The organism is Methylobacterium sp. Ger2507 (genome assembly GCF_055231875.1).
Genome location: NZ_JBUYVC010000001.1, coordinates 344,387 through 362,914, shown reverse-complemented (window position 1 = coordinate 362,914; position 18,528 = coordinate 344,387). Strand labels below are relative to the sequence as shown.

General features: G+C 69.6%; 17 protein-coding genes and 1 tRNA gene. 11 read left to right on the top strand and 7 right to left on the bottom strand.

All coding sequences use genetic code 11. The annotated features are described in order from the left end of the window. Positions 1–5 precede the first annotated feature (5 nt). A complete protein-coding gene (locus ACV7NL_RS01645) occupies positions 6–2,474 on the top strand; it encodes a branched-chain amino acid ABC transporter ATP-binding protein/permease (protein ID WP_463354753.1) in 2,469 nt (822 codons plus the stop codon). A 6-nt stretch (positions 2,475–2,480) separates the two neighbouring features. On the opposite strand, the gene ACV7NL_RS01640 is transcribed toward ACV7NL_RS01645, so the two are convergent. Continuing rightward, a complete protein-coding gene (locus ACV7NL_RS01640) occupies positions 2,481–3,062 on the bottom strand; it encodes a transcriptional regulator (RefSeq protein ID WP_463354752.1) in 582 nt (193 codons plus the stop codon). Between the two features lie 124 nt (positions 3,063–3,186). Here ACV7NL_RS01640 and ACV7NL_RS01635 point away from each other — a divergent pair, with 124 nt between their 5' ends. From ACV7NL_RS01635 to ACV7NL_RS01615, 5 genes are all read left to right on the top strand, one after another. Then, on the top strand, positions 3,187–4,281 hold the full coding sequence (locus tag ACV7NL_RS01635; protein WP_463354751.1) for a phosphatase PAP2 family protein: 1,095 nt from the start codon (positions 3,187–3,189) through the stop codon (positions 4,279–4,281). Positions 4,282–4,532: 251 nt separating this feature from the next. Then, the gene (locus ACV7NL_RS01630; protein WP_463354750.1) at positions 4,533–6,023 is read left to right on the top strand and encodes a protein adenylyltransferase SelO; all 1,491 of its coding nucleotides are present in this window, start codon (positions 4,533–4,535) and stop codon (positions 6,021–6,023) included. 88 nt (positions 6,024–6,111) lie between these two features. Beyond that, entirely contained in the window at positions 6,112–6,393 is a 282-nt protein-coding gene (locus ACV7NL_RS01625) for a hypothetical protein (RefSeq protein ID WP_463354749.1), read from the top strand. Positions 6,394–6,507: 114 nt separating this feature from the next. Beyond that, complete coding sequence (locus ACV7NL_RS01620) at positions 6,508–6,696, top strand: hypothetical protein (RefSeq protein WP_463354748.1); 189 nt, start codon at positions 6,508–6,510, stop codon at positions 6,694–6,696. A 468-nt stretch (positions 6,697–7,164) separates the two neighbouring features. Next, positions 7,165–7,851 (top strand): carbonic anhydrase, encoded by a 687-nt coding sequence (locus ACV7NL_RS01615; protein WP_463354747.1) that lies wholly within the window; start codon positions 7,165–7,167, stop codon positions 7,849–7,851. A 34-nt stretch (positions 7,852–7,885) separates the two neighbouring features. Here ACV7NL_RS01615 and ACV7NL_RS01610 read toward each other — a convergent pair whose 3' ends face one another. From ACV7NL_RS01610 to ACV7NL_RS01595, 4 genes are all read right to left on the bottom strand, one after another. Next, a complete protein-coding gene (locus ACV7NL_RS01610) occupies positions 7,886–9,226 on the bottom strand; it encodes an adenylate/guanylate cyclase domain-containing protein (protein WP_082504019.1) in 1,341 nt (446 codons plus the stop codon). Positions 9,227–9,488: 262 nt separating this feature from the next. Next, entirely contained in the window at positions 9,489–9,974 is a 486-nt protein-coding gene (locus ACV7NL_RS01605) for an MmcB family DNA repair protein (RefSeq protein WP_056185847.1), read from the bottom strand. 124 nt (positions 9,975–10,098) lie between these two features. Beyond that, entirely contained in the window at positions 10,099–10,899 is an 801-nt protein-coding gene (locus ACV7NL_RS01600; RefSeq protein ID WP_463354746.1) for a cobalamin-binding protein, read from the bottom strand. Between the two features lie 5 nt (positions 10,900–10,904). Further along, positions 10,905–11,426 (bottom strand): DedA family protein, encoded by a 522-nt coding sequence (locus ACV7NL_RS01595; RefSeq protein WP_463354745.1) that lies wholly within the window; start codon positions 11,424–11,426, stop codon positions 10,905–10,907. A 208-nt stretch (positions 11,427–11,634) separates the two neighbouring features. On the opposite strand from ACV7NL_RS01595, the gene pdxY reads away from it, so the two are divergent. The 3 genes from pdxY to ACV7NL_RS01580 all read left to right on the top strand — a co-directional run bounded on the left by pdxY (position 11,635) and on the right by ACV7NL_RS01580 (position 14,222). Next, a complete protein-coding gene (gene pdxY, locus ACV7NL_RS01590) occupies positions 11,635–12,483 on the top strand; it encodes a pyridoxal kinase PdxY (RefSeq protein WP_056185769.1) in 849 nt (282 codons plus the stop codon). A 133-nt stretch (positions 12,484–12,616) separates the two neighbouring features. Next, positions 12,617–13,513: a PhzF family phenazine biosynthesis protein gene (locus tag ACV7NL_RS01585; protein WP_463354744.1), complete on the top strand. Its 897-nt coding sequence runs from the start codon at positions 12,617–12,619 to the stop codon at positions 13,511–13,513. Next, a complete protein-coding gene (locus tag ACV7NL_RS01580; protein ID WP_463354743.1) occupies positions 13,506–14,222 on the top strand; it encodes an NUDIX hydrolase in 717 nt (238 codons plus the stop codon). The genes ACV7NL_RS01585 and ACV7NL_RS01580 overlap by 8 nt, the downstream gene beginning before the upstream one ends. On the opposite strand, the gene ACV7NL_RS01575 is transcribed toward ACV7NL_RS01580, so the two are convergent. Beyond that, entirely contained in the window at positions 14,213–14,539 is a 327-nt protein-coding gene (locus tag ACV7NL_RS01575) for a hypothetical protein (protein WP_463354742.1), read from the bottom strand. The genes ACV7NL_RS01580 and ACV7NL_RS01575 overlap by 10 nt on opposite strands. Before the next feature lie 212 nt (positions 14,540–14,751). Next, positions 14,752–15,237: an SRPBCC family protein gene (locus tag ACV7NL_RS01570; RefSeq protein ID WP_463354741.1), complete on the bottom strand. Its 486-nt coding sequence runs from the start codon at positions 15,235–15,237 to the stop codon at positions 14,752–14,754. 564 nt (positions 15,238–15,801) lie between these two features. Between ACV7NL_RS01570 and ACV7NL_RS01565 the strand changes: the two genes are divergently transcribed. Beyond that, positions 15,802–17,370, top strand: coding sequence for a 2-isopropylmalate synthase (locus ACV7NL_RS01565; protein ID WP_463354740.1), 1,569 nt, complete (start codon positions 15,802–15,804; stop codon positions 17,368–17,370). Between the two features lie 103 nt (positions 17,371–17,473). Then, positions 17,474–17,549: transfer RNA gene (locus ACV7NL_RS01560), tRNA-Lys, on the top strand. The last annotated feature ends 979 nt before the right edge of the window (positions 17,550–18,528 follow it).

The window sequence follows — 18,528 nt, the reverse complement described above, 5'->3', positions numbered from 1 at the left end:
GCCCGATGCACATCTTGCGCGCCCCGGGTGCGATGCCGGTCGCCATCCTGGCCCTGACCCTGGCGGGCCTCGCCCTGGTGGGACTGACGGGCGGCTACAGCCACTTCGTCATCGCCCTGGTGGCGCTCACCACCGTGGCGGGAACCGGGCTCAACGTCCTTCTCGGGCTGACCGGGCTGATCTCCTTCGGCCATGCCGGCTTCTACGCCATCGGCGCCTATGCCAGCGCGATCCTGACCGGCGCCGGCCTGAGCTTCTGGCTCGCGGTGCCGGCCGCGGGCCTGCTCTCGGGCCTGGTCGGGGCCGGGCTGGCGGTGCCGGCGATGCGGGTGAAGGGGCCTTACCTCGCGATGGTCACCATCGCGTTCGGCTTCATCATCGAGCACGCCCTGATCGAGGGCGGGTCGCTCACCGGTGGCCAGAACGGCCTCGTGGTCACCGCCGGGCCGAGCCTGTTCGGAGTTCCCTTCGCCGAGCGCGAGCTGGCTTGCCTCGCCGTGCTGGGCGCAGGCCTGAGCCTCTACGGCTTCCACCGCCTCGCCCGCAGCCGCCTCGGCCGGGCCATGCGGGCGGTGCGCGATGCCGACGTGGCGGCCGCGTCCCTGGGCTTCGACCCGGTGCGGGTGAAGACCCTGGCCTTCGCGATCTCGGCCGCGCTGACTGGGCTCGCCGGGGCTGTGCTGCCGCCGTTGATGCTTTTCATCGCCCCAAGCTCCTTCCCGTTCTCGCAGTCGATCCTGTTCGTGCTCTCCGTGGTGGTCGGCGGGGCCGGTACCGTGCTCGGGCCGCTGCTGGGTGCCCTCGTCACCGTGCTGCTGCCCGAGACCCTGGCGGGGCTCGCCGAGTACCGGCTGCTGTTCTTCGGCCTCGCCACCCTGGTGGTTTTGTGGCTGGTGCCCTCGGGGATCGTCGGCAGCGCGGCCCGGCTGCTGCCGCGGCCGCGCGCCGGTACCGTCCCGCCGGCCACGGATTTCGGGCAACTGATCGGGCAGCGCGCGGCCGAGGCCCTGGTGGTCGAGGGCATCGGCATCAGCTTCGGCGGCATCCGCGCGGCGGAGGGCGTCTCGGTGAGGGCCGAGGCTGGGGCGGTGACGAGCCTCATCGGCCCCAACGGCGCCGGCAAGACCACCGTGCTCAACATGGTCTCGGGGTTCTACCGTCCTCAGGCCGGGACGATCCGCCTCGGAGGGCGCGACCTCGCCGGCGCTCCGGCCCACGTCATCGCCCGGGCCGGCATCGCCCGCACCTACCAGACCACGCGCCTGTTCGGTTCGCTCAGCGTTCTCGACAACGTGGCCCTCGCCCTCGACCCGGGGCGCCTGTGGCGGCGCACCCGTGCCCGGGATCGCGCCGCGGCCGCGACCCTGCTGGATTTTGTCGGTTATGCGGGCGCTCCGGACCGGCCCGCATCCGAACTGCCGCATGTCGACCGCCGCCTCGTGGAGATCGCCCGGGCGCTCGCCGGCCGGCCCCGCATCCTCCTCCTCGACGAGCCCGCCGCCGGCCTGACCCGGGCCGACACCGATGTGCTCGGCGGGCTCCTGCGCCGGATCGCCGGGCAGGGCATCGCCGTGGTGCTGGTCGAGCACGACATGCCCCTCGTCATGAGCGTTTCCGACGCCATCCTGGTCATGGATGCCGGGCGGCCGATCGCGCAGGGGACCCCGGCCGCGATCCGGCGCGACCCGGCGGTGATCCGCGCCTATCTGGGCGGCGCCGACACGCCGGCGCGGCCCCGCGCGGCCGCATGGACGCCCCCGGCCGACGCGGTGCTCTCGACCCTGGGCCTCACCGCCGGCTATGGCGCCGCCCCGGTCCTCGACGGCGTCAGCGTCGAGGTCCGCCCCGGCGAGACCGTGGCGCTCCTGGGCGCCAACGGCGCCGGCAAGTCGACCACCATGCGGGCGCTCGCCGGGCTGCTCCGGCCGGTGGAGGGCCGGATCGTCCTGGAGGACCGCAGCATCGCGCACCTGCCGGCCCATGCCATCGCCCGCCTCGGCCTCGCCCTGGTGCCCGAGGGCCGGCAGGTATTTCCCGAACTCACCGTCATCGAGAACATCCGCCTCGGGGCGCATGGCCGCAAGGCGCCGATCGACCCGGCCGAGATCGAGGCGCTGCTCACCCGGTTCCCCCGTCTGCGCGACCGGGCGACGAGCCGGGCCGGCCTCCTCTCGGGAGGCGAACAGCAGATGCTGGCGATCGCCCGCGGGATGATGGCACAGCCGCGCATCCTCCTCCTCGACGAGCCCTCCCTCGGTCTCGCGCCCGCGATGATCAACGCCCTCTACGCCGTGGTGGCGGACCTGCGGGACCAGGGCGTGACCATCCTGATCGTCGACCAGATGGCGGCTCTCGCCCTGACGGTGGCGGATCGCGGCTACGTGCTGGAGCAGGGCCGGGTCGTCACCGCGGGGACGGCGGCCGAACTCGGCGCCGATGCCGGCCTGGAGGCCGCCTATCTCGGGGCGGCCTGAAACGGCTCAGTCGGCAAAACCCGGCTCAGCCGCGCGGATCGTGGCCTCGGCCAGGGACCGCGCCCGTTCCCAGCGCCGGCACTCGCGCCGCGCATCCGACAGGGCGCGATGGTCCGGGGCGGGGTCGGCCTGCGCGTCCCGGAGCAGGTCCGCGAGCAGCTTGCCCGCAATGCCGTCGCGCGACGGGAGCGGGATGCCGCCATGGGCCAGTACGTCCAGGATGGCGCTGCGCTGCGCCTCCCGGGTCGCCCTGAGCCGGAGGGCGTGCCGGGGCAGGCCGGACGCGCGCAGGAGCCGGCTCAGCCATTGGCCGTCCCAGGACGGCGCCGAGGCATAGAGGGCGACGTCGCGCAAAGTGGTCAGCATATGCAGTGCCACCCAGTCGTGAGCCACGCCCTCCCGGATCAGGCGCGCGCGCTCCAGGCCGTGGACCCGCTCCGCCTCCGGGGACCAATCGGTCCAGCCTGGGGCCGGGCGGATCAGGTAGCTCTCCGAAGGCCCGTCCGCGAAGACCCAGGCGACCTCGATCGGATAGCTGGTCCTGGCCAGCGACGAAGCCTCGAAATCCAGGAAGGCGATGCGGGTCACGGGCGGACCATCGGTGGGGCCACGGCTCGGGGTCGAGAGGATCGGCACGGGAAAAGGAACGATGCCGGGCAACAAACCGGCACAAAGCCGAGTTCCGGCTTCGACGAACCGCGAAGGACCCTGTGTGAGCGACGCAACACCGATCTCGATGCCCGTGCGCGGCGCGCGCCGGTGGCGTGCCGATATCGTTCCGGTGTTCCTGGCCCCGACCCGTTTCGTCCGCTCCCGTCTCGAGACGCCGGTCGGGCGGATCAACCGGTTCGCCGCGGCCCTGGCGGCGCCGCATCCCGGTCTCTGGGGACTCGCTGGCGCGGTCGCACTTCTCGACGCGCTCTGGCTGCGCCGGCTCGGGATCGCCGTGGCGCCGCAGGGATTCACCGTGGCGGCGGGGCTCGTCGGGGCGCTGCTCGCTCTGGCCTTCCTGTTCGGGCCGATCCTGTCCGAACCGAAGCTGCGGGCCATGGCCCTCGCAAGTGCCTGTCTGATCGCCGTGACGCTGCCGATCGCGGTGCTGCACTACCTCACCGCCACCTGGGCCCTGCCGCTCGCCGATGCCCGCCTGGCGCGCACGGAGGTCGCGCTCGGCTTCGACTGGCCGGCCTATCTCGCCTTTCTGCAGGCGCATCCGCGCCTCGCCTGGTGGCTGGCGCTCGCCTACCACACCAGCGGCCCGCAGGTGGGGCTGACGGTGATCGTGCTCGCCGCCACCTGCCGCCTCGGCCGGCTCTGGGCCTATGTCCGGATGTTCACCGTCCTGCTCGTCGCCGTGGTGTTGATCGCCGCCTTGGTGCCGGCCGCCGGTCCCTTCGTGCAATACGGCCTTCCGACCGACCCGGACGGGTCGATCGAGACCATGGGGGCGCTCTGGCACCTCGACGCGCTGGAGCACCTGAGGGCCGGCACCCTTCACACCCTGGCCCTCGGGGACATCCGGGGCCTCGTGACCTTTCCGTCCTTCCATGTCTGCCTCGCCGCCCTGACCGCCTGGGCGCTGGCGCCGGTTCCGGTCGTCGGCCCGCTGGCGATCCTGCTCAACGCCGTGATCATGGTGGCGACCCTGGGGGCCGGCGGACATTATCTGCCGGATGTCCTGGCGGGTTTCGCCCTGTCCGCCGTCGTCATCGGCGGTCGCTCGATGCTGCGGCGGCGGGTCTGGTCTCGCCCGAGGGCGCGGGGCGCCTCTGAACCCGCCGCGGACGGGCCGCGTTGTCCGGCGTGACGGCTCCTGCGGTCCGGATCGGCGCTTCGCATCGGCTCATCGCTACCACACCTGCGGCCGGGAGCTTCGACGCCGAGCGCCGAGATCAGGGTGGCGCCGCCTCTCCGAAGGCACCGTGATCCCTCTGGTCGGGACAACTGACCGGAGCCATACCCCATGAACGTCGCCGCGCAGGATTTGCCTTGCGGGCTGCCAGACCCCAGCTCGGGGATCGACATGGCCGCCGCGCCCCACACGGGATCACCCCTTCGATGACACCCGCTACCTCCTCCGCCATTCCCTTCGCCAACACCTACGCGCGCCTGCCAGAGCGCTTCTTCGCCGAAGTCGCGCCGACGCCGGTCGCCGCGCCCCGGCTCATCCGGGTGAACGCCGAACTGGCCGCCCTGCTCGGTATCGATCCCGATTGGCTCGCCAGCCCGGACGGTGTCGCGGTGCTGGCGGGCAACCGGGTGCCGGAGGGCGCCGAGCCGCTCGCCATGGCCTATGCGGGCCACCAGTTCGGCAACCGCGTGCCGCAGCTCGGCGACGGCCGGGCCATCCTGCTCGGTGAGGTGGTCGGCCGCGACGGCATCCGGCGCGATATCCAGCTTAAAGGGTCGGGCCCGACCCCGTTCTCGCGGCGGGGTGACGGCCGGGCCGCCCTCGGTCCGGTGCTGCGGGAATACGTGGTCAGCGAGGCCATGGCGGCGCTCGGCATTCCCAGCACCCGCGCCCTGGCGGCCGTGCTCACCGGCGATTCCGTGATGCGCGAGACGGTCCTGCCCGGCGGTGTCCTGACCCGGGTGGCCACCAGCCACATCCGCGTCGGCACCTTCCAGTTCTTCGCCATGCGGGGCGATGTCGACGGGGTGCGCGATCTCGCCGATCACGTCATCGGCCGGCACTATCCGGAACTGGCGCAAGCCGACAATCCCTATCAGGCCCTGCTCACGCGGGTGGTCGAACGGCAGGCGGACCTCGTCGCGCGCTGGCTCCTGGTCGGCTTCATCCACGGGGTGATGAACACCGACAATTGCGCGGTCTCCGGGGAGACCATCGATTTCGGCCCCTGCGCCTTCCTCGACGCCTACGACCCGTCCGCCGTCTTCAGCGCAATCGACGAGAACGGCCGCTACGCCTACGGCAATCAGCCCGGCATCCTGCATTGGAACCTCACCCGTCTGGCCGAGGCCCTGCTGCCCCTGCTCGCCCGCGAGACGGAGGACGGTGTCGCAGTGGCGCAGGATCTCCTCGGGGCCTTCGGGCCGCGCTTCGAGGCAGCGTATTACGGCGGCCTGCGGGCCAAGCTCGGCCTGACTCGTGCGGAGGAAGCCGACAAGGACCTCGGCCGGGCACTGCTGGAGATCATGGGCGCGAACCACGCGGATTTCACCCTGACGTTCCGCCACCTCGGCGAGGCCGCCCTCGGACCGGAGGGTGACGCCGGCATGCGCACCCTGTTCGACGATCCCGGGGCCTACGACGCCTGGGCGGTGCGTTGGCGCGAGCGGCTCGCCGCCGAACCGATGGACCCCGGAACGCGCCGGGCCGCGATGAACCGGGTCAATCCCGCCTTCATCCCGCGCAACCACCGAGTCGAAGCCGTCATCGAAGCGGCGATCGCCCGCGACGATTTCGGCCCCTTCCACGAACTCGTGACGGTGCTGGCCAAGCCCTACGACGACCAGCCTGCCTTCGCGACCTATGCCGAGCCGCCCCAGCCGCACGAGCGGGTGCTGCGCACCTTCTGCGGCACCTGACACCCAGGGAGCACCGGCACGCGGTTATCGGTGCTTCCAGAACAGGTCCGGCCGGCGGAGCGTTCTTAAGCCAGGAGGACCTTCAGCCATGGTCGACACACGCACGACATCGTCCGAATCGCTCGCCACCGGTCCGCGCGATACCGTCAGCGGCGCGGTCCGGGACGCTCCGGGTGAGCCGATGGAGCGGCCCGGAACCGAAAACGCCGAGCAGGCCGCGCGGACCGGGGGGACCGGGGGGATCGCGGGAGCCATCGACGGACCACGCCTGACCCCGCAGGGTCGGACCGGCGAGGACGCGTCCGACCCGGATGAAACCGACCCGATGGGCGGCATGAAAACCGGGCAGCGCGACAAGGCGGAGGGCTGATCCCGCATTGGGACGCGCGCCGAAACCAGTTGGCCCCGCGAACCATCCCCTTGCAAAGTTGTTGGTATACCGTATTCCAAGTGGCGTTCTCGCGTCATGCCGAGAGGTGCATCGATGACACAGACAGTGAAGCCGGATCGTCCGATCTGGCCACCCGTCCCCGACACGCGGACGGGCCCGGAGCCCAAGCCTGCCCAAGCTGACACCCCGCCGCCGAATTCGGCCGGCATCGAACGTCCGGCACCGGATTCCGGCCTGATCAAGCCGACCGCCTTCGAGGGCTTCGGCTCGTTCTCGGGCTGAGGACACCGGGCCGGCCGGGATCGCCAAAATCGATCGCGGATCCTCAAGCACCGATCGACCATCAAACCCTCCTTGGCGCGGAAAGCCACGGAGGGTTTCGTCTGTCGGGACACACGATTGGTTCCCCGCGTGAGGCAGATCCAGGTCTTTGCGCAGGCTGCCGAAGGGCAGTTAATCCCAGTGTATTTCAGTCTGATCGCCGAAGTCGTGCCGCCGCGCACCCGGGCGATGGGGCGAATGGATTAAAATAAATCTTTATACTTGTGCAGTTCTGCACTTTCCGTCGCGATGTTGCGACCTAATCTGTTCTTCCTGCATCAACGAGAGAACGCGGCGGGGTCGAACGGATGCAGGCGCGCATCGTCCGCTCCTGCCTGCCTCTCGGCGCCTCGCATCTCACCGGCTTGCATCCCGGTGCTTCGGCGCCTCGGCGCGTCGGGCAAGGCCATCACCAGCGAAGGAACAGGTATGGACACGCTCATCCAGGGCATTTCGGAGTTTCGCGGCAACGTCTTCCCCGGGCAGGAGGCGATGTATCGCCAGCTGGTCCGCGACGGGCAGCAGCCTCAGGCGCTGTTCATCGCCTGCGCGGATTCCCGCGTCTCGCCCGAGCACATCACCCAGGCCGGCCCCGGCGACCTGTTCGTGTGCCGCAACGCCGGCAACATCGTGCCTCCGTTCTCGCAGGTGAACGGCGGCGTCTCCTCGGCCATTGAGTACGCCGTGGTGGCGCTGGGGGTGAAGGACATCGTGATCTGCGGCCATTCGGATTGCGGGGCGATGAAGGGTTTGGCCGATACCAAGGCCCTGGAGGCGATGCCGAGCGTCGCCGCCTGGCTGCGCCACAGCCACGCCGCTCAGAAGATCGTCTGCGAGGCCTATCCGGCCGATCTCGATCCCAGGACCCATGCGCGGGTCCTGGCGCTCGAGAACGTCGTGGTCCAGCTCAACCATCTGCGCACGCATCCGAGCGTCGCCGCCGGCCTCGCCAAGGGCGAATTGCGCCTGCACGGCTGGTTCTTCGAGATCGAGACCGGCGAGGTCCTGGCCTATGACGGCGCGCAGTCGCGCTTCGTGGGCCTCGCGGACGGCGCGGCGCTTCCGGTCGCCGACGCTCCGAGCGCTCGGGTGATGACGACCGGACACGCGGCCTGACACAAACCTGGGCGGCGGCTGTCTGGCCGCTGCCTCAGGCGACGGACGGGAGGGCGGGCTCGGTCTCCGGGGCATCCGCGTCATCGGCCCACGACACCGCAAAGAGCCGCATGTCGCGGGTGTCGCGACAATCCGAGGGCGGCATGGCCGAGAGCCGCAGCGTCGCCAGGGTGGTCGGGCTCAGCAGGCGGATCACGTCGTCCGAGGCCGCGACGGACAGATCTGCGGCCTTGGCCCGCGCCTCGATCCGGGCGAGGCGGTTCATCGGCGTCCCCAGCACGGTGAATTCGGCCCGGTGCCCGTCGTCGAAGACGCCGACCAGGACCTCGCCGGCATGCAGCGCCAGGGTGATGCGCAGGACGGGACGGCCCTCGTCGCGACGCTCCACGTTCAGGCGCGCGAGGCGCGCCAGGATGGTCCGGCCGCAGGCGAGGGCCGCCTGAGCCTGGGCCTGGGGGCGTCCGACGATGAACTGGGCCAGGATGCCGTCGCCGACGTACTTGTCGACGATGCCGCCATGCTCGGTGACGGCCACATGGGTCAGGGCGCGCATGTCGAGCAGCGCCCGCACTACCTCCTCCTGCGCGTGGTTGCGCGAGAAGGCCGAGAAGCCGCGCAGGTCGAGGCCGAACAGGCAGGCGTGGCGGGATTGTACGGTGCCGAGCCCGCCGCCGCTCTCGGCGAGGGCGCCCGCGACCCGGCGGGGCACGAAGCGCGCGAGGCTGGTGCGCTCCCGCTCCATGCGCAGGGCCGTGGTCACCGCCGCCTGGAGGCGCCGCACCCCGTCGATCACCACGAGGCTGGCGGCCAGGAAGGTCAGGAGGCCGGGCACTTCCTCCTCGAAGGTCACGTGCGGGCCGAGCAGCGCGCTCTCGGGGACCAGGAAGGCGAACAGGAGGGTGAGGCCCCACCCCAGGCCCACCAGCCCTGAGAAGGCCGCCGTGTGCCACACCCGCATGCTGAGCCCGGTCTGGAGCAGCAGGAGGAAAGCCGGCAGACGGCTGACGGCCGTGGCAGTCTCCTCGGTCTCCACCGCGCCGACCAGCATGTGCTCGACGAGAAGGAACAGGGCCACGCCGGCATTGAGTAGCGTTGCCGTCCAGGCCAGCCATTCGGTCGTGCGCTCGCCCGCCCGGTCGCTCTGGCTCGCGCGCCAATCGGCGAGACCGAGGCCGAGAGAGAACAGCGCGTAGATGCTGAGGCCGACCCAGTGATGGGCCGAGTGGTTCGATCCGTCATAGCCCTGCGCGGTGGCGAGCAGCACCAGGACGATGACGAGATGAAGCACCAGCGAGCGGCGTCCCGAAGCCGCCTGGAGGCGGCGCAGGATGGTGGGGTCACCCAGGTTCGGACGGCGACGGGACGGAATGCGCATGACGGGACGATCGATTGGAGGGATCGCGGGGGCTTAGCACCCTGTGCGTCCGCGGCGTCATAACAACTCCGAACCGCGCGTCTCGCAGGTGGCACGGTTCGGCCGCAGCGCTGCGTCGCCCTGGCCAGAACGAGGTCCCGCACTTGACGAGGTCCCGCACTTCTCGCAACCCGTGAAGCCAGGAATGGCGGGTCTCGACGGTGCGCCGACCGGCAGTGATCCGCGGGAGAGCATCATCGCCGGCGATCCGGCGAACGGGATCTCAGAGGGCGCCTTCGCGGATCGCGCCGGGATCGGCCAGGGCGTGCAGCAGGCGCGCCGCGTTGTGGGCGAAGCGCAGGGTCACGGCTTTGCGCCGGGGACCACTCAGGGGATGATCGGCGGGATCGCGCAGGATCGCTGCCCCGAAGGCATCGGCGACGATGAGGCCGGCCTCCTCCGGCGTCAGGGTGGTGGAGAGCGTCTCGGGGATGGCGAAGTAGAAGCGGTCGCAATAGTCGCGGTAATCCGGCCATTTCCGATCGGCACGAAAATCGGCCACGCTCGACTTGATCTCCACGATGGTCAGGCGCCCGGCCGGGCACAGGGCGATGATGTCGGCGCGCCGACCGTTCGCCAGGGAAAATTCCGGAATGGTGACGTGGCCGAGTTCGGCGAACAGACGCCGGACGCCGCGTTGGACCTGGAGCGCGGTGGCCGACTGACGCCGGTCGGGCGGGAGGAGGACGGTCGCGAGGGCTGCTGACATACGGCTCTGATGGATCGGGAATTTGTCCCGAATCGGGATCGACCACAGGAAATCAGCCGCCGCGCGGCTTGTCACCTGCGACCCCGTTGCGCGGGCATCGGCGCCAAGCATCACCGGCCGAGCATCACCCGCCGGTCAGAACGTCCGAGGCGTGCAGGGCCGCCCGGATCGCATCGAATCCGTCGGTAAGCGCGGCCGGACCCGGCTGCAGGATCAGCGGCGATTTGATTTCGTGGATGCGGCCGGCCGCGACGGCGGGGATCGCGTCCCAACCGGGGCGGGCGCGGATACGATCCGGGTTCACGCGCTTGCCGCACCAGGAGGCGAGGATCACGTCCGGCCGCGCGGCGATCACCGCCTCCGCGGTGACGATCCGATCCTTGGCCGCCGGTTCCCGGCTGAGGTCTGCGAAGACATCGTCGCCGCCCGCCTGCGCGATCAGGTCCGAGACCCAGCCGATCCCGGAAATCATCGGCGCGTCCCATTCCTCGAAATACACGCGCGGCCGCGGCCGGCCGACGCTCTCCCGGGCGACGCAGTCGATCCGCTCGGCGAGGCGCGTGGCCAGGGCGTCGGCGTCGCCAGGCACGCCCACCAGGGCACCGACGGTGCGGATCATGGCGAGGCAGCCGGGCAGGTCGCGCTGGTTGAACAGGTGCACGGCGATGCCGGCCCGGGCCAGGTCGGCCACGATCTCCGCCTGCAGATCGGAGAAGGCGAGCACGAGATCGGGGCTGAGGGCCAGGATCTTCGGCAGGTCGGCCGAGGTGAAGGCCGAGACCCGTGGCTTCTCGCGGCGCACCCGCGCCGGCCGCACCGCATAGCCCGAGACCCCGACGATGCGGTCCTCCTGTCCCAGCAGGTACAGGGTCTCGACCGTCTCCTCCGTCAGGCAGACGATGCGCTCGGGTGGAAAGCACCGCATGGCGCTCAGCCCTTGAAGTAGGCGAGCAGGCCGGCGCCTGGGGCCAGCATCAGGAAGGCCCAGGCCAGGGCCGAGGTCACGTTGGCGATCTGGAACGGCAGGCGTTTGACGCCGAACACCCCGGCGATGAGGGGCACCACGGCGCGGGCCGGGCCGATGAAGCGCCCGATCAGGATGCCGCCCGCGCCCCACCTGTGGCAGAAGTTTTCGGCGCGCTCGACGAGCGCGGGGTAGCGCCGCATCGGCCACATCTGCTTGGCGCCCTCCTTGTAGTAGTGCCCGAATTCGTAGGAGACCCAGTCGCCCAGGGCTGCGCCGAAGGCGCCGGCCAGCATCACCGGCCAGAACGGGATGCCGACCGAGCCCATCAGCGCCCCGATGCCGAGAAGCAGGAAGGTGGCGGGTACCAGCAGCGACAGGAAGGCCAGGGATTCGCAGAAGGCGAGGATGCCGACGATGAGCGGCGTCCATCCCTGATTCGCCTCCACGAAGGCGAGGGTGCTGGTGCGGAGGGCTTCGAAGTCCATGTCGTCCGGAAATCCATCATGGCTGAGTGTGTCGTGCGCGTTTCGGAGCCCTGACCCCGAATGCGGACCGGACCGGTTGCGCCGCTGTGGCGAAAGCCCTGTGCCGGGGCAAGCCGGGGTCACACGAAGGAGGGTGCGAAGGCGGGAGACCTTGCGGTAAGGGCTGGCACGACCGATCCTTCGGCGCGCGTCTTTGGGAGAAAACGGTTTGAACATCCTCTCGATTCAGTCGCACGTCGCCTTCGGCCATGTCGGCAACGCGTCCGCGGTGTTTCCGATGCAGCGCCTCGGTGTCGAAGTCTGGCCGATCCACACGGTTCAGTTCTCCAACCACACGGGCTACGGCGCCTGGCGCGGCCGGGTGTTCGACGGACCCGCGATCGAGGATCTCGTCGCCGGCATCGCGGAGCGCGGAGTGCTCGGCACCTGCGACGGCGTCCTGTCGGGCTACATGGGCTCGGCCGATATCGGCACCGCCATCGTGCGGGCGGTGGCCTCGGTGCGGGCGCTCAACCCGAAGGCGCTCTATGCCTGCGATCCCGTGATGGGCGATACCGATCGGGGCATCTACGTGCGCCCTGGCATCCCGGAATTCATGCGCGACCAGGCGGTTCCCGCCGCCGACATCGTGACCCCGAACCAGTTCGAGCTGAATCACCTCTCGGGCCTGCCGACCGGGACCCTGGCGCAGGCCAAGCGCGCGGTGGCCTCGGTACAGGCCCTCGGCCCCCGGGTCGTGCTCGTCACGTCGCTGATCACCGACGACACCCCCGCCGACGCCATCGACCTGATGGCCGGGGAGGGCGGGCGGTTCTGGCGGCTGCGCACGCCACGCCTGCATCTCGACGTGAACGGGGCCGGCGACGCCATCGCGGCCCTGTTCCTGGTGCATTATGCCCGCACCGGCTCGGCGGCCGAGGCCCTCGGGCTGGCGGGGGCGTCGGTCTATGGACTGCTTCGGCGGACGGCCGAGGCCGGCTCGCGCGAGATCCTGACGGTGGCCGCGCAGGACGAGTTCGTCACGCCGAGCGAGACGTTCCCGGTGGAGACGGTCTAGCCAAGACGGGTTAGCCAAGACGGTCTAGCCAAGACGGTTGACGCGAGACGGTTGAGCCAGGACGGTTAAGGTAAGACGGTCTAGGCAAGACCCTCCAGGGTTGTATCGCCCCCCCCGTTCGGAGATCCCCACCATGACGCGCCGCTTCGTGACCCTCGACGTGTTCACCGACACCGCTCTCGCCGGCAACCCCTTGGCGGTGGTGCTGGATGCCGAGGGTTTGGACACGGGCGCCATGCAGGCCCTCGCGGGCGAGTTCAACCTGTCCGAGACGGTGTTCGTGCTGCCGCCCGAGGCGTCGCGCCACCGGGCCCGCCTGCGCATCTTCACACCCGCCACCGAATTGCCCTTCGCGGGGCACCCCACCCTCGGCACGGCCGTGCTGCTGGCGCTCCGCGACCGAAGGGCCGGCCTGACCGACGCGCTGGCCTTCGGGCTCGAAACCACGCTCGGGACCCTGGCCTGCGTGATCGTGCCGGGGGAGGGACGCGGCACCGGCCGGTTCAAGATGCCGGTCCTGCCCGAGTTCCTGGGCGATGGCCCGGAGCCGGACGCGGTCGCCGCCGCGCTCGGCCTGGAGCCCGCCGAGATCGGCTTCCTGCGTCATGCCCCGAGCCGCCACGGGGCCGGACCGGGCTTCCTGTTCGTGCCGCTGGCGAGCCGCGAAGCCCTCGGGCGCGCACGCGTGGCGTCGAGCGCGCTCGCGGCCCTGGGACCGCCTGCGGCGCTCTACTGCTACACGCCCGACCCGGAGGGGCTCGGCCATCGCTACCAGGCCCGGATGTTTGCGCCTCATCTGGGCGTGCCGGAGGACCCGGCGACGGGGTCGGCGGCGGCGGCCTTCGCGGGGGTGATGATGCAGTTCGAGCCCCTCGGCGAGGGCGAGCACGACATCGTCCTGACCCAGGGCGTCGCGATGGGCCGCCCGAGCACCATCGGGGTGCAACTCTGCATCGAGGCCGGCGCCCTGCGCTCGGTGGAGATCAGCGGCAGCGCCGTGCTGGTCAGCGAGGGAACCCTGCTTGTCTGAGTCCTTCACCTGGACGCGGCTGCGCCACCTCGAAGCGCGGCTGGTGGCGCATGACTGGGCCTGGGCCCGCGACAATGCCGAGACCATCGCCGCCACATGGGCGCGGCGCTGCGCGGAGCGGTCCGGCCTGTTCGACGGGCGCGTTCTCCTCGCCCGCGCCTGCCGCATCACGGGGGATCGCTGCGAGATCGACCTGTTCGAGGTCGCGTACTCGCAGTTCCTGGCCTTCCGGCAGGCCGGATCGCCCGATCCCGCAGTGACCAACGCCTTCGCGGCCATCGTGCCGTGGACCGCCGACGGCGCGGCCCTCCTCGGCATCATGGGGTCGCACACCGCCAATGCGGGCCAGATCTACTTCGCCTGCGGAACGCCGGACCGGGACGACATCCGCCCTGGCGGAGAGGTCGATCTCGCCGGCAGCGCTGCCCGCGAGTTTCGTGAAGAGACGGGAATCGCCCTGGCCCCGGACGCGGCGGAGGCGTGGGTTCTCCTCAGCGGTGAGAGCCAGCGCGCCTTCCTGCGGCCGGTCCGCTTCGCGGAGGAGACCGATGCGCTGCTGGCCCGGATGGAAGCGCATCGCCGGGCCGAGGCGGCGCCGGAACTCGCCGGCTTCGTCACCGTGCGGGGGCGCGACGACCTCGATCCCACCCGCATGCCCCCCTTCGTGCGGGCCTACCTGGAGGGCGCCTTCGCGGGGACCTACGGGTAGCCGTAGCGCGCCTTCGCGGCCGCGAGCAGACCGAGCGCTTCCCGGTCGCGTCCACCCTCGCAGGCCGTCGCGGCATTGCGCAGGTCGGTGCTGAAGCGCTCGCCCACGGGGGCGTTGAGATTGCCGGTCGCGACATCGCTGTCGACCACCGCCTGAGTCCGGGCGATGGCCGGCCCGCAGCCACTGCCCTGTGGAAAAGGCGCGGCGACCACGGGAGCGGCGGCGACGGCCGCGGCCGGTGGGGTTGAGGCGGTCGGCTTGCAGGCCCCGACGAGGCCGGCGGTGACGAGGACAACGATGAGGCTGACGCGGGACACGGCGGCTCCTGACAACGAAGGTGCCGGCAAACGGCACAGCTTGATCCGGGCCGGTTCTGCGCTGCCTCGCAGGGCCGGTCAATCCGGCCTGCCGCTCCGTCCCGGCGAAGCTCCGAAGGCGGAAAACACGGCAGGACGGCGCGAAGGCATCGCCCTGCCGCTATTTGGCGCCATTACTTGCCGTAGTTACTTGGCGCCGTTACTTGGCACTGTTACTTCGACTTGTCGGCGATCGCCTTCAGGCCGGACTCGTAGATGCCCGAGATGGCATCGACCGCGACGGTGTCCGGAGCGCCCTTCGCCTTGAAGCTGCCGGTCCACTTGACCGTCGAGCCCGTGCCCTTCGGCATGACCGACAGAGTGGAGCTGTAATCGCTGACCGGCAACGGGCCGGAGACGATGGCGTAGGTGTAGGACATCGCCTTGTCGTCACGGGCCGTCTGCGATTCGACGATGGTACCGCCGCCCTTCAGGCTGAGGGTCCGGACGGACTTGCCGCCCTCCTGCGACAGGACACACTTCTCGATCGCCGGATGCCATTGGCCGATCCCGCAGAAATCCCCGATCGTCGACCAGACCTTGGCCGGGGGCGCCGCGACCTCGGTGGATTTGGCGACGTCGAGGGCATAGCCCGGGAGGGTGCCGGCGAGGAGCGCGAGGGTGGGCAGCGCGAGGGTGCGCGTGAGCGTCCGAAGCATGGTGGGGGTTCCTTCCTGATGTTTTTTCTTGGGTGAGCGGACTGTTTTGCCCGCCGGACCGTGTGAGGCCCGAATGGCAAGCTAGGCAGAGTTGCGCTGGCGGCAATGCGCAGCGATCCGATCGTGGTGGTTATCGCCTGCGATCGAGCGCCAGAACCGCCCTGGAGCTGCCTTCGACCGAAATTCCTGCGTCCCGGCCAGAGCTTGCGGCCTGCCCAGCCAGCCCCGAACCTTGTCAATCCGCGGCCCAGGGTCTACGACAGCCTCCTTCGCAACGGTTCGCGCGCCCCATCGACGCGCCCTTGCCCCTCGGGAGAGACGAGCCTTGGCCAGTGCCGGCTCCACGCGCCGCTTCACCGACGCCGCTTCCGCGGCGGCTCGGTCGCGCGCGTCTCTCGTCCTCCTGCGTCTCCTTATCCGCCCCTGAGGGCCGTCCGGGCGCGTGCGCCTGGGCTCTCAGGGGAGCGCATCCGCGAGACCCGTGACGGCGCTGACCGCCCGGGCTCCCTCGACACCACCGGCGTCCGCGTCCGCCCGGGACCGCGCCGCGACAGGATTCCTCCGATGACCGCTTCCGTGACCGATTCCACACCCAAAGACCGCGTCCTCATCTTCGACACCACCCTGCGCGACGGCGAGCAATGCCCCGGCGCCACCATGACGCTCGACGAGAAGCTGGCGGTGGCCGAACTCCTCGACACGATGGGCGTCGACATCATCGAGGCGGGCTTCCCGATTGCTTCGCATGGCGACTTCGAGGCGGTGTCCGAGATCGCGCGCCGGGCCAAGCGCGCCACGATCGCGGGTCTCGCCCGGGCGATCCCGGCCGACATCGCCCGCGCGGGCGAGGCGGTGCGCCACGCTGTCCGGGGACGGATCCACACCTTCGTCTCGACATCGCCGATCCATCTCGCGCACCAGATGCGCAAGTCCGAGGACGAGGTGGTGGAGATCATCCTGAAAACCGTGACCCAGGCGCGCAACCTCGTCGAGGATGTCGAATGGTCGGCCATGGACGCGACCCGCACGCCGATCGATTATCTCTGCCGCTGCGTCGAGGCGGCGATCCGATCGGGCGCCACCACCATCAACCTGCCCGACACGGTGGGCTACGCCACGCCGGACGAGTACCGCCGGATGTTCCAGGACGTCCGAAACCGCGTGCCCAACGCCGAAAAGGCGATCTTCTCGGTGCATTGCCACGATGACCTTGGCCTCGCCATCGCCAATTCCCTGGCGGGGCTCGAGGGCGGTGCACGGCAGGTGGAATGCACCATCAACGGCATCGGCGAGCGCGCCGGCAACGCCGCCCTGGAAGAGATCGTGATGGCGATCCGCACCCGTGGCGACGTGATGCCTTACGAGACCGGCATCGAGTCGACGATGCTGACGCGCGCCTCGAAGCTGGTCAGCCACGCGACGAACTTCCCCGTGCAGTACAACAAGGCGATCGTCGGCCGGAATGCCTTCGCCCATGAGAGCGGCATCCACCAGGACGGCATGCTCAAGCACACCGAGACCTACGAGATCATGACCCCGGCCTCGGTCGGCGTCGCCAAGACGTCGCTGGTGATGGGCAAGCACTCGGGCCGCGCCGCCTTCCGCTCGAAGCTGGAAGAGCTCGGCCTGAGCTTGAGCGACAACCAGATGCAGGACGTGTTCGAGCGCTTCAAGGCCCTGGCCGACCGCAAGAAGCATGTCTACGACGAGGATATCGAGGCCCTGGTCGATGAGAACCTCGCGACCGCGCACCACCGCATCCGTCTCGTCTCCCTGTCGGTGATCGCGGGCACGCGCGGCCCGCAGCGCGCCACCCTCAAGCTCGATATCGAGGGACGCGTGGTCACCGAGGAGGCCGACGGCAACGGTCCGGTCGATGCCGTCTTCAACGCGATCCAGGCCCTGGTGCCGCACGAGGCCGACCTCGAGCTGTATCAGGTCCACGCGGTCACGGAGGGCACCGATGCCCAGGCCGAGGTCTCGGTTCGCCTGAAGAGCGGCGAACGCAGCGTCACCGCGCGCGGCGCCGACCCGGACACCCTGGTGGCCTCGGCCCGGGCCTATCTCTCCGCCCTCAACAAGCTCTCGGCCTCGGCCGTTCGCCTGCACGCCCAGAGCCCGGCGGCGGTTTAGCCGAGAAAATAACGCTCCGGGGGTGGACACCCCCGGAGCCCTTTGCTATCAGCCCCCTCGTCGCAGCGGACTTGGTGGGCCGCAGCGACCGCCGCAAGGCGTTGGGTGCATAGCTCAGTTGGTAGAGCAGCTGACTCTTAATCAGCGGGTCCAAGGTTCGAACCCTTGTGCACCCACCAAACAATTCAGACGCTTAGCCGGTTCTCCCTAGCCAGGCAGATTGCTGTGTCCGGCCTGTGTCCGCATCTTGGCCCAGCTTGGGATGTGTAACGGGATGGCTACCAAATTTCGAGTGTGCGTGAGTCGGTGTCTTAGGTCGTGATGAGTGGCACCTAACGGCCAACGCGTTTTGGCGCATAAGATTCGATTGGCGACCGCATTTAAAAACCCTGATATTTCTCGGTAGTGGGTCAGTTTGAAATCTGACGGGGTCGATTAGGCCTTGGTGCGGGCTAGTGAGCGTGGCATGCTTGGGCATGTCCCCGCTTGATCAATGCCTCCAAACCGTTCGGGCTGTCGTCGCCACGGGCGACCTCAACGCAGTCCAACAAGCTGAACAGGCGATAGACGCTTACCAAGCGACATTCACAAGCGGGGCGGAGAAGCTGGAGGCGCTCGGCGAGTTACGGCCCTGCTTGCTACCAGCACAGCAGGGGAACCAAGGGGTGAGTCACGCCCTAGCAAAAATCATTCTTGAGTATGTTGAGACAAAGCTGCGCACTACAAGTGAGGCGGAATGACCATCCCCAGTCAGGGTATCCGTTGACGGGGAGGAGCTTCCAAAAAGGCGGCCTGATCCTAAACCTGCTGAGAAATTATATACAGCAACGGGCATTGCACCTGGGTGCAAAACTGATTGTCAGGTTATGGATAACTGCTGAGCATAATGCCTTTTGCATTCAGGTTGACGTCGATACTCCGCTGGAAGCATTGGATGCGAGCCGCCGTAAGAACCGGATGGGTCGGTAAGCTCAGGTACGATCAGGCCAAGGTGGTAGCAGAGCCAAGCCGAGACGTAGCCGCGATGACACCAGTCGCCTGAGCCCAGGGCCTCAAAGCATGCGAGTACAGGGATCTTACCGGAAGCCACATCATCGATCTGGGCCACGATCTCCGAGGCATTGAGCGCGGAAAGCTGAGCGGCGTATCGCGCTCGAT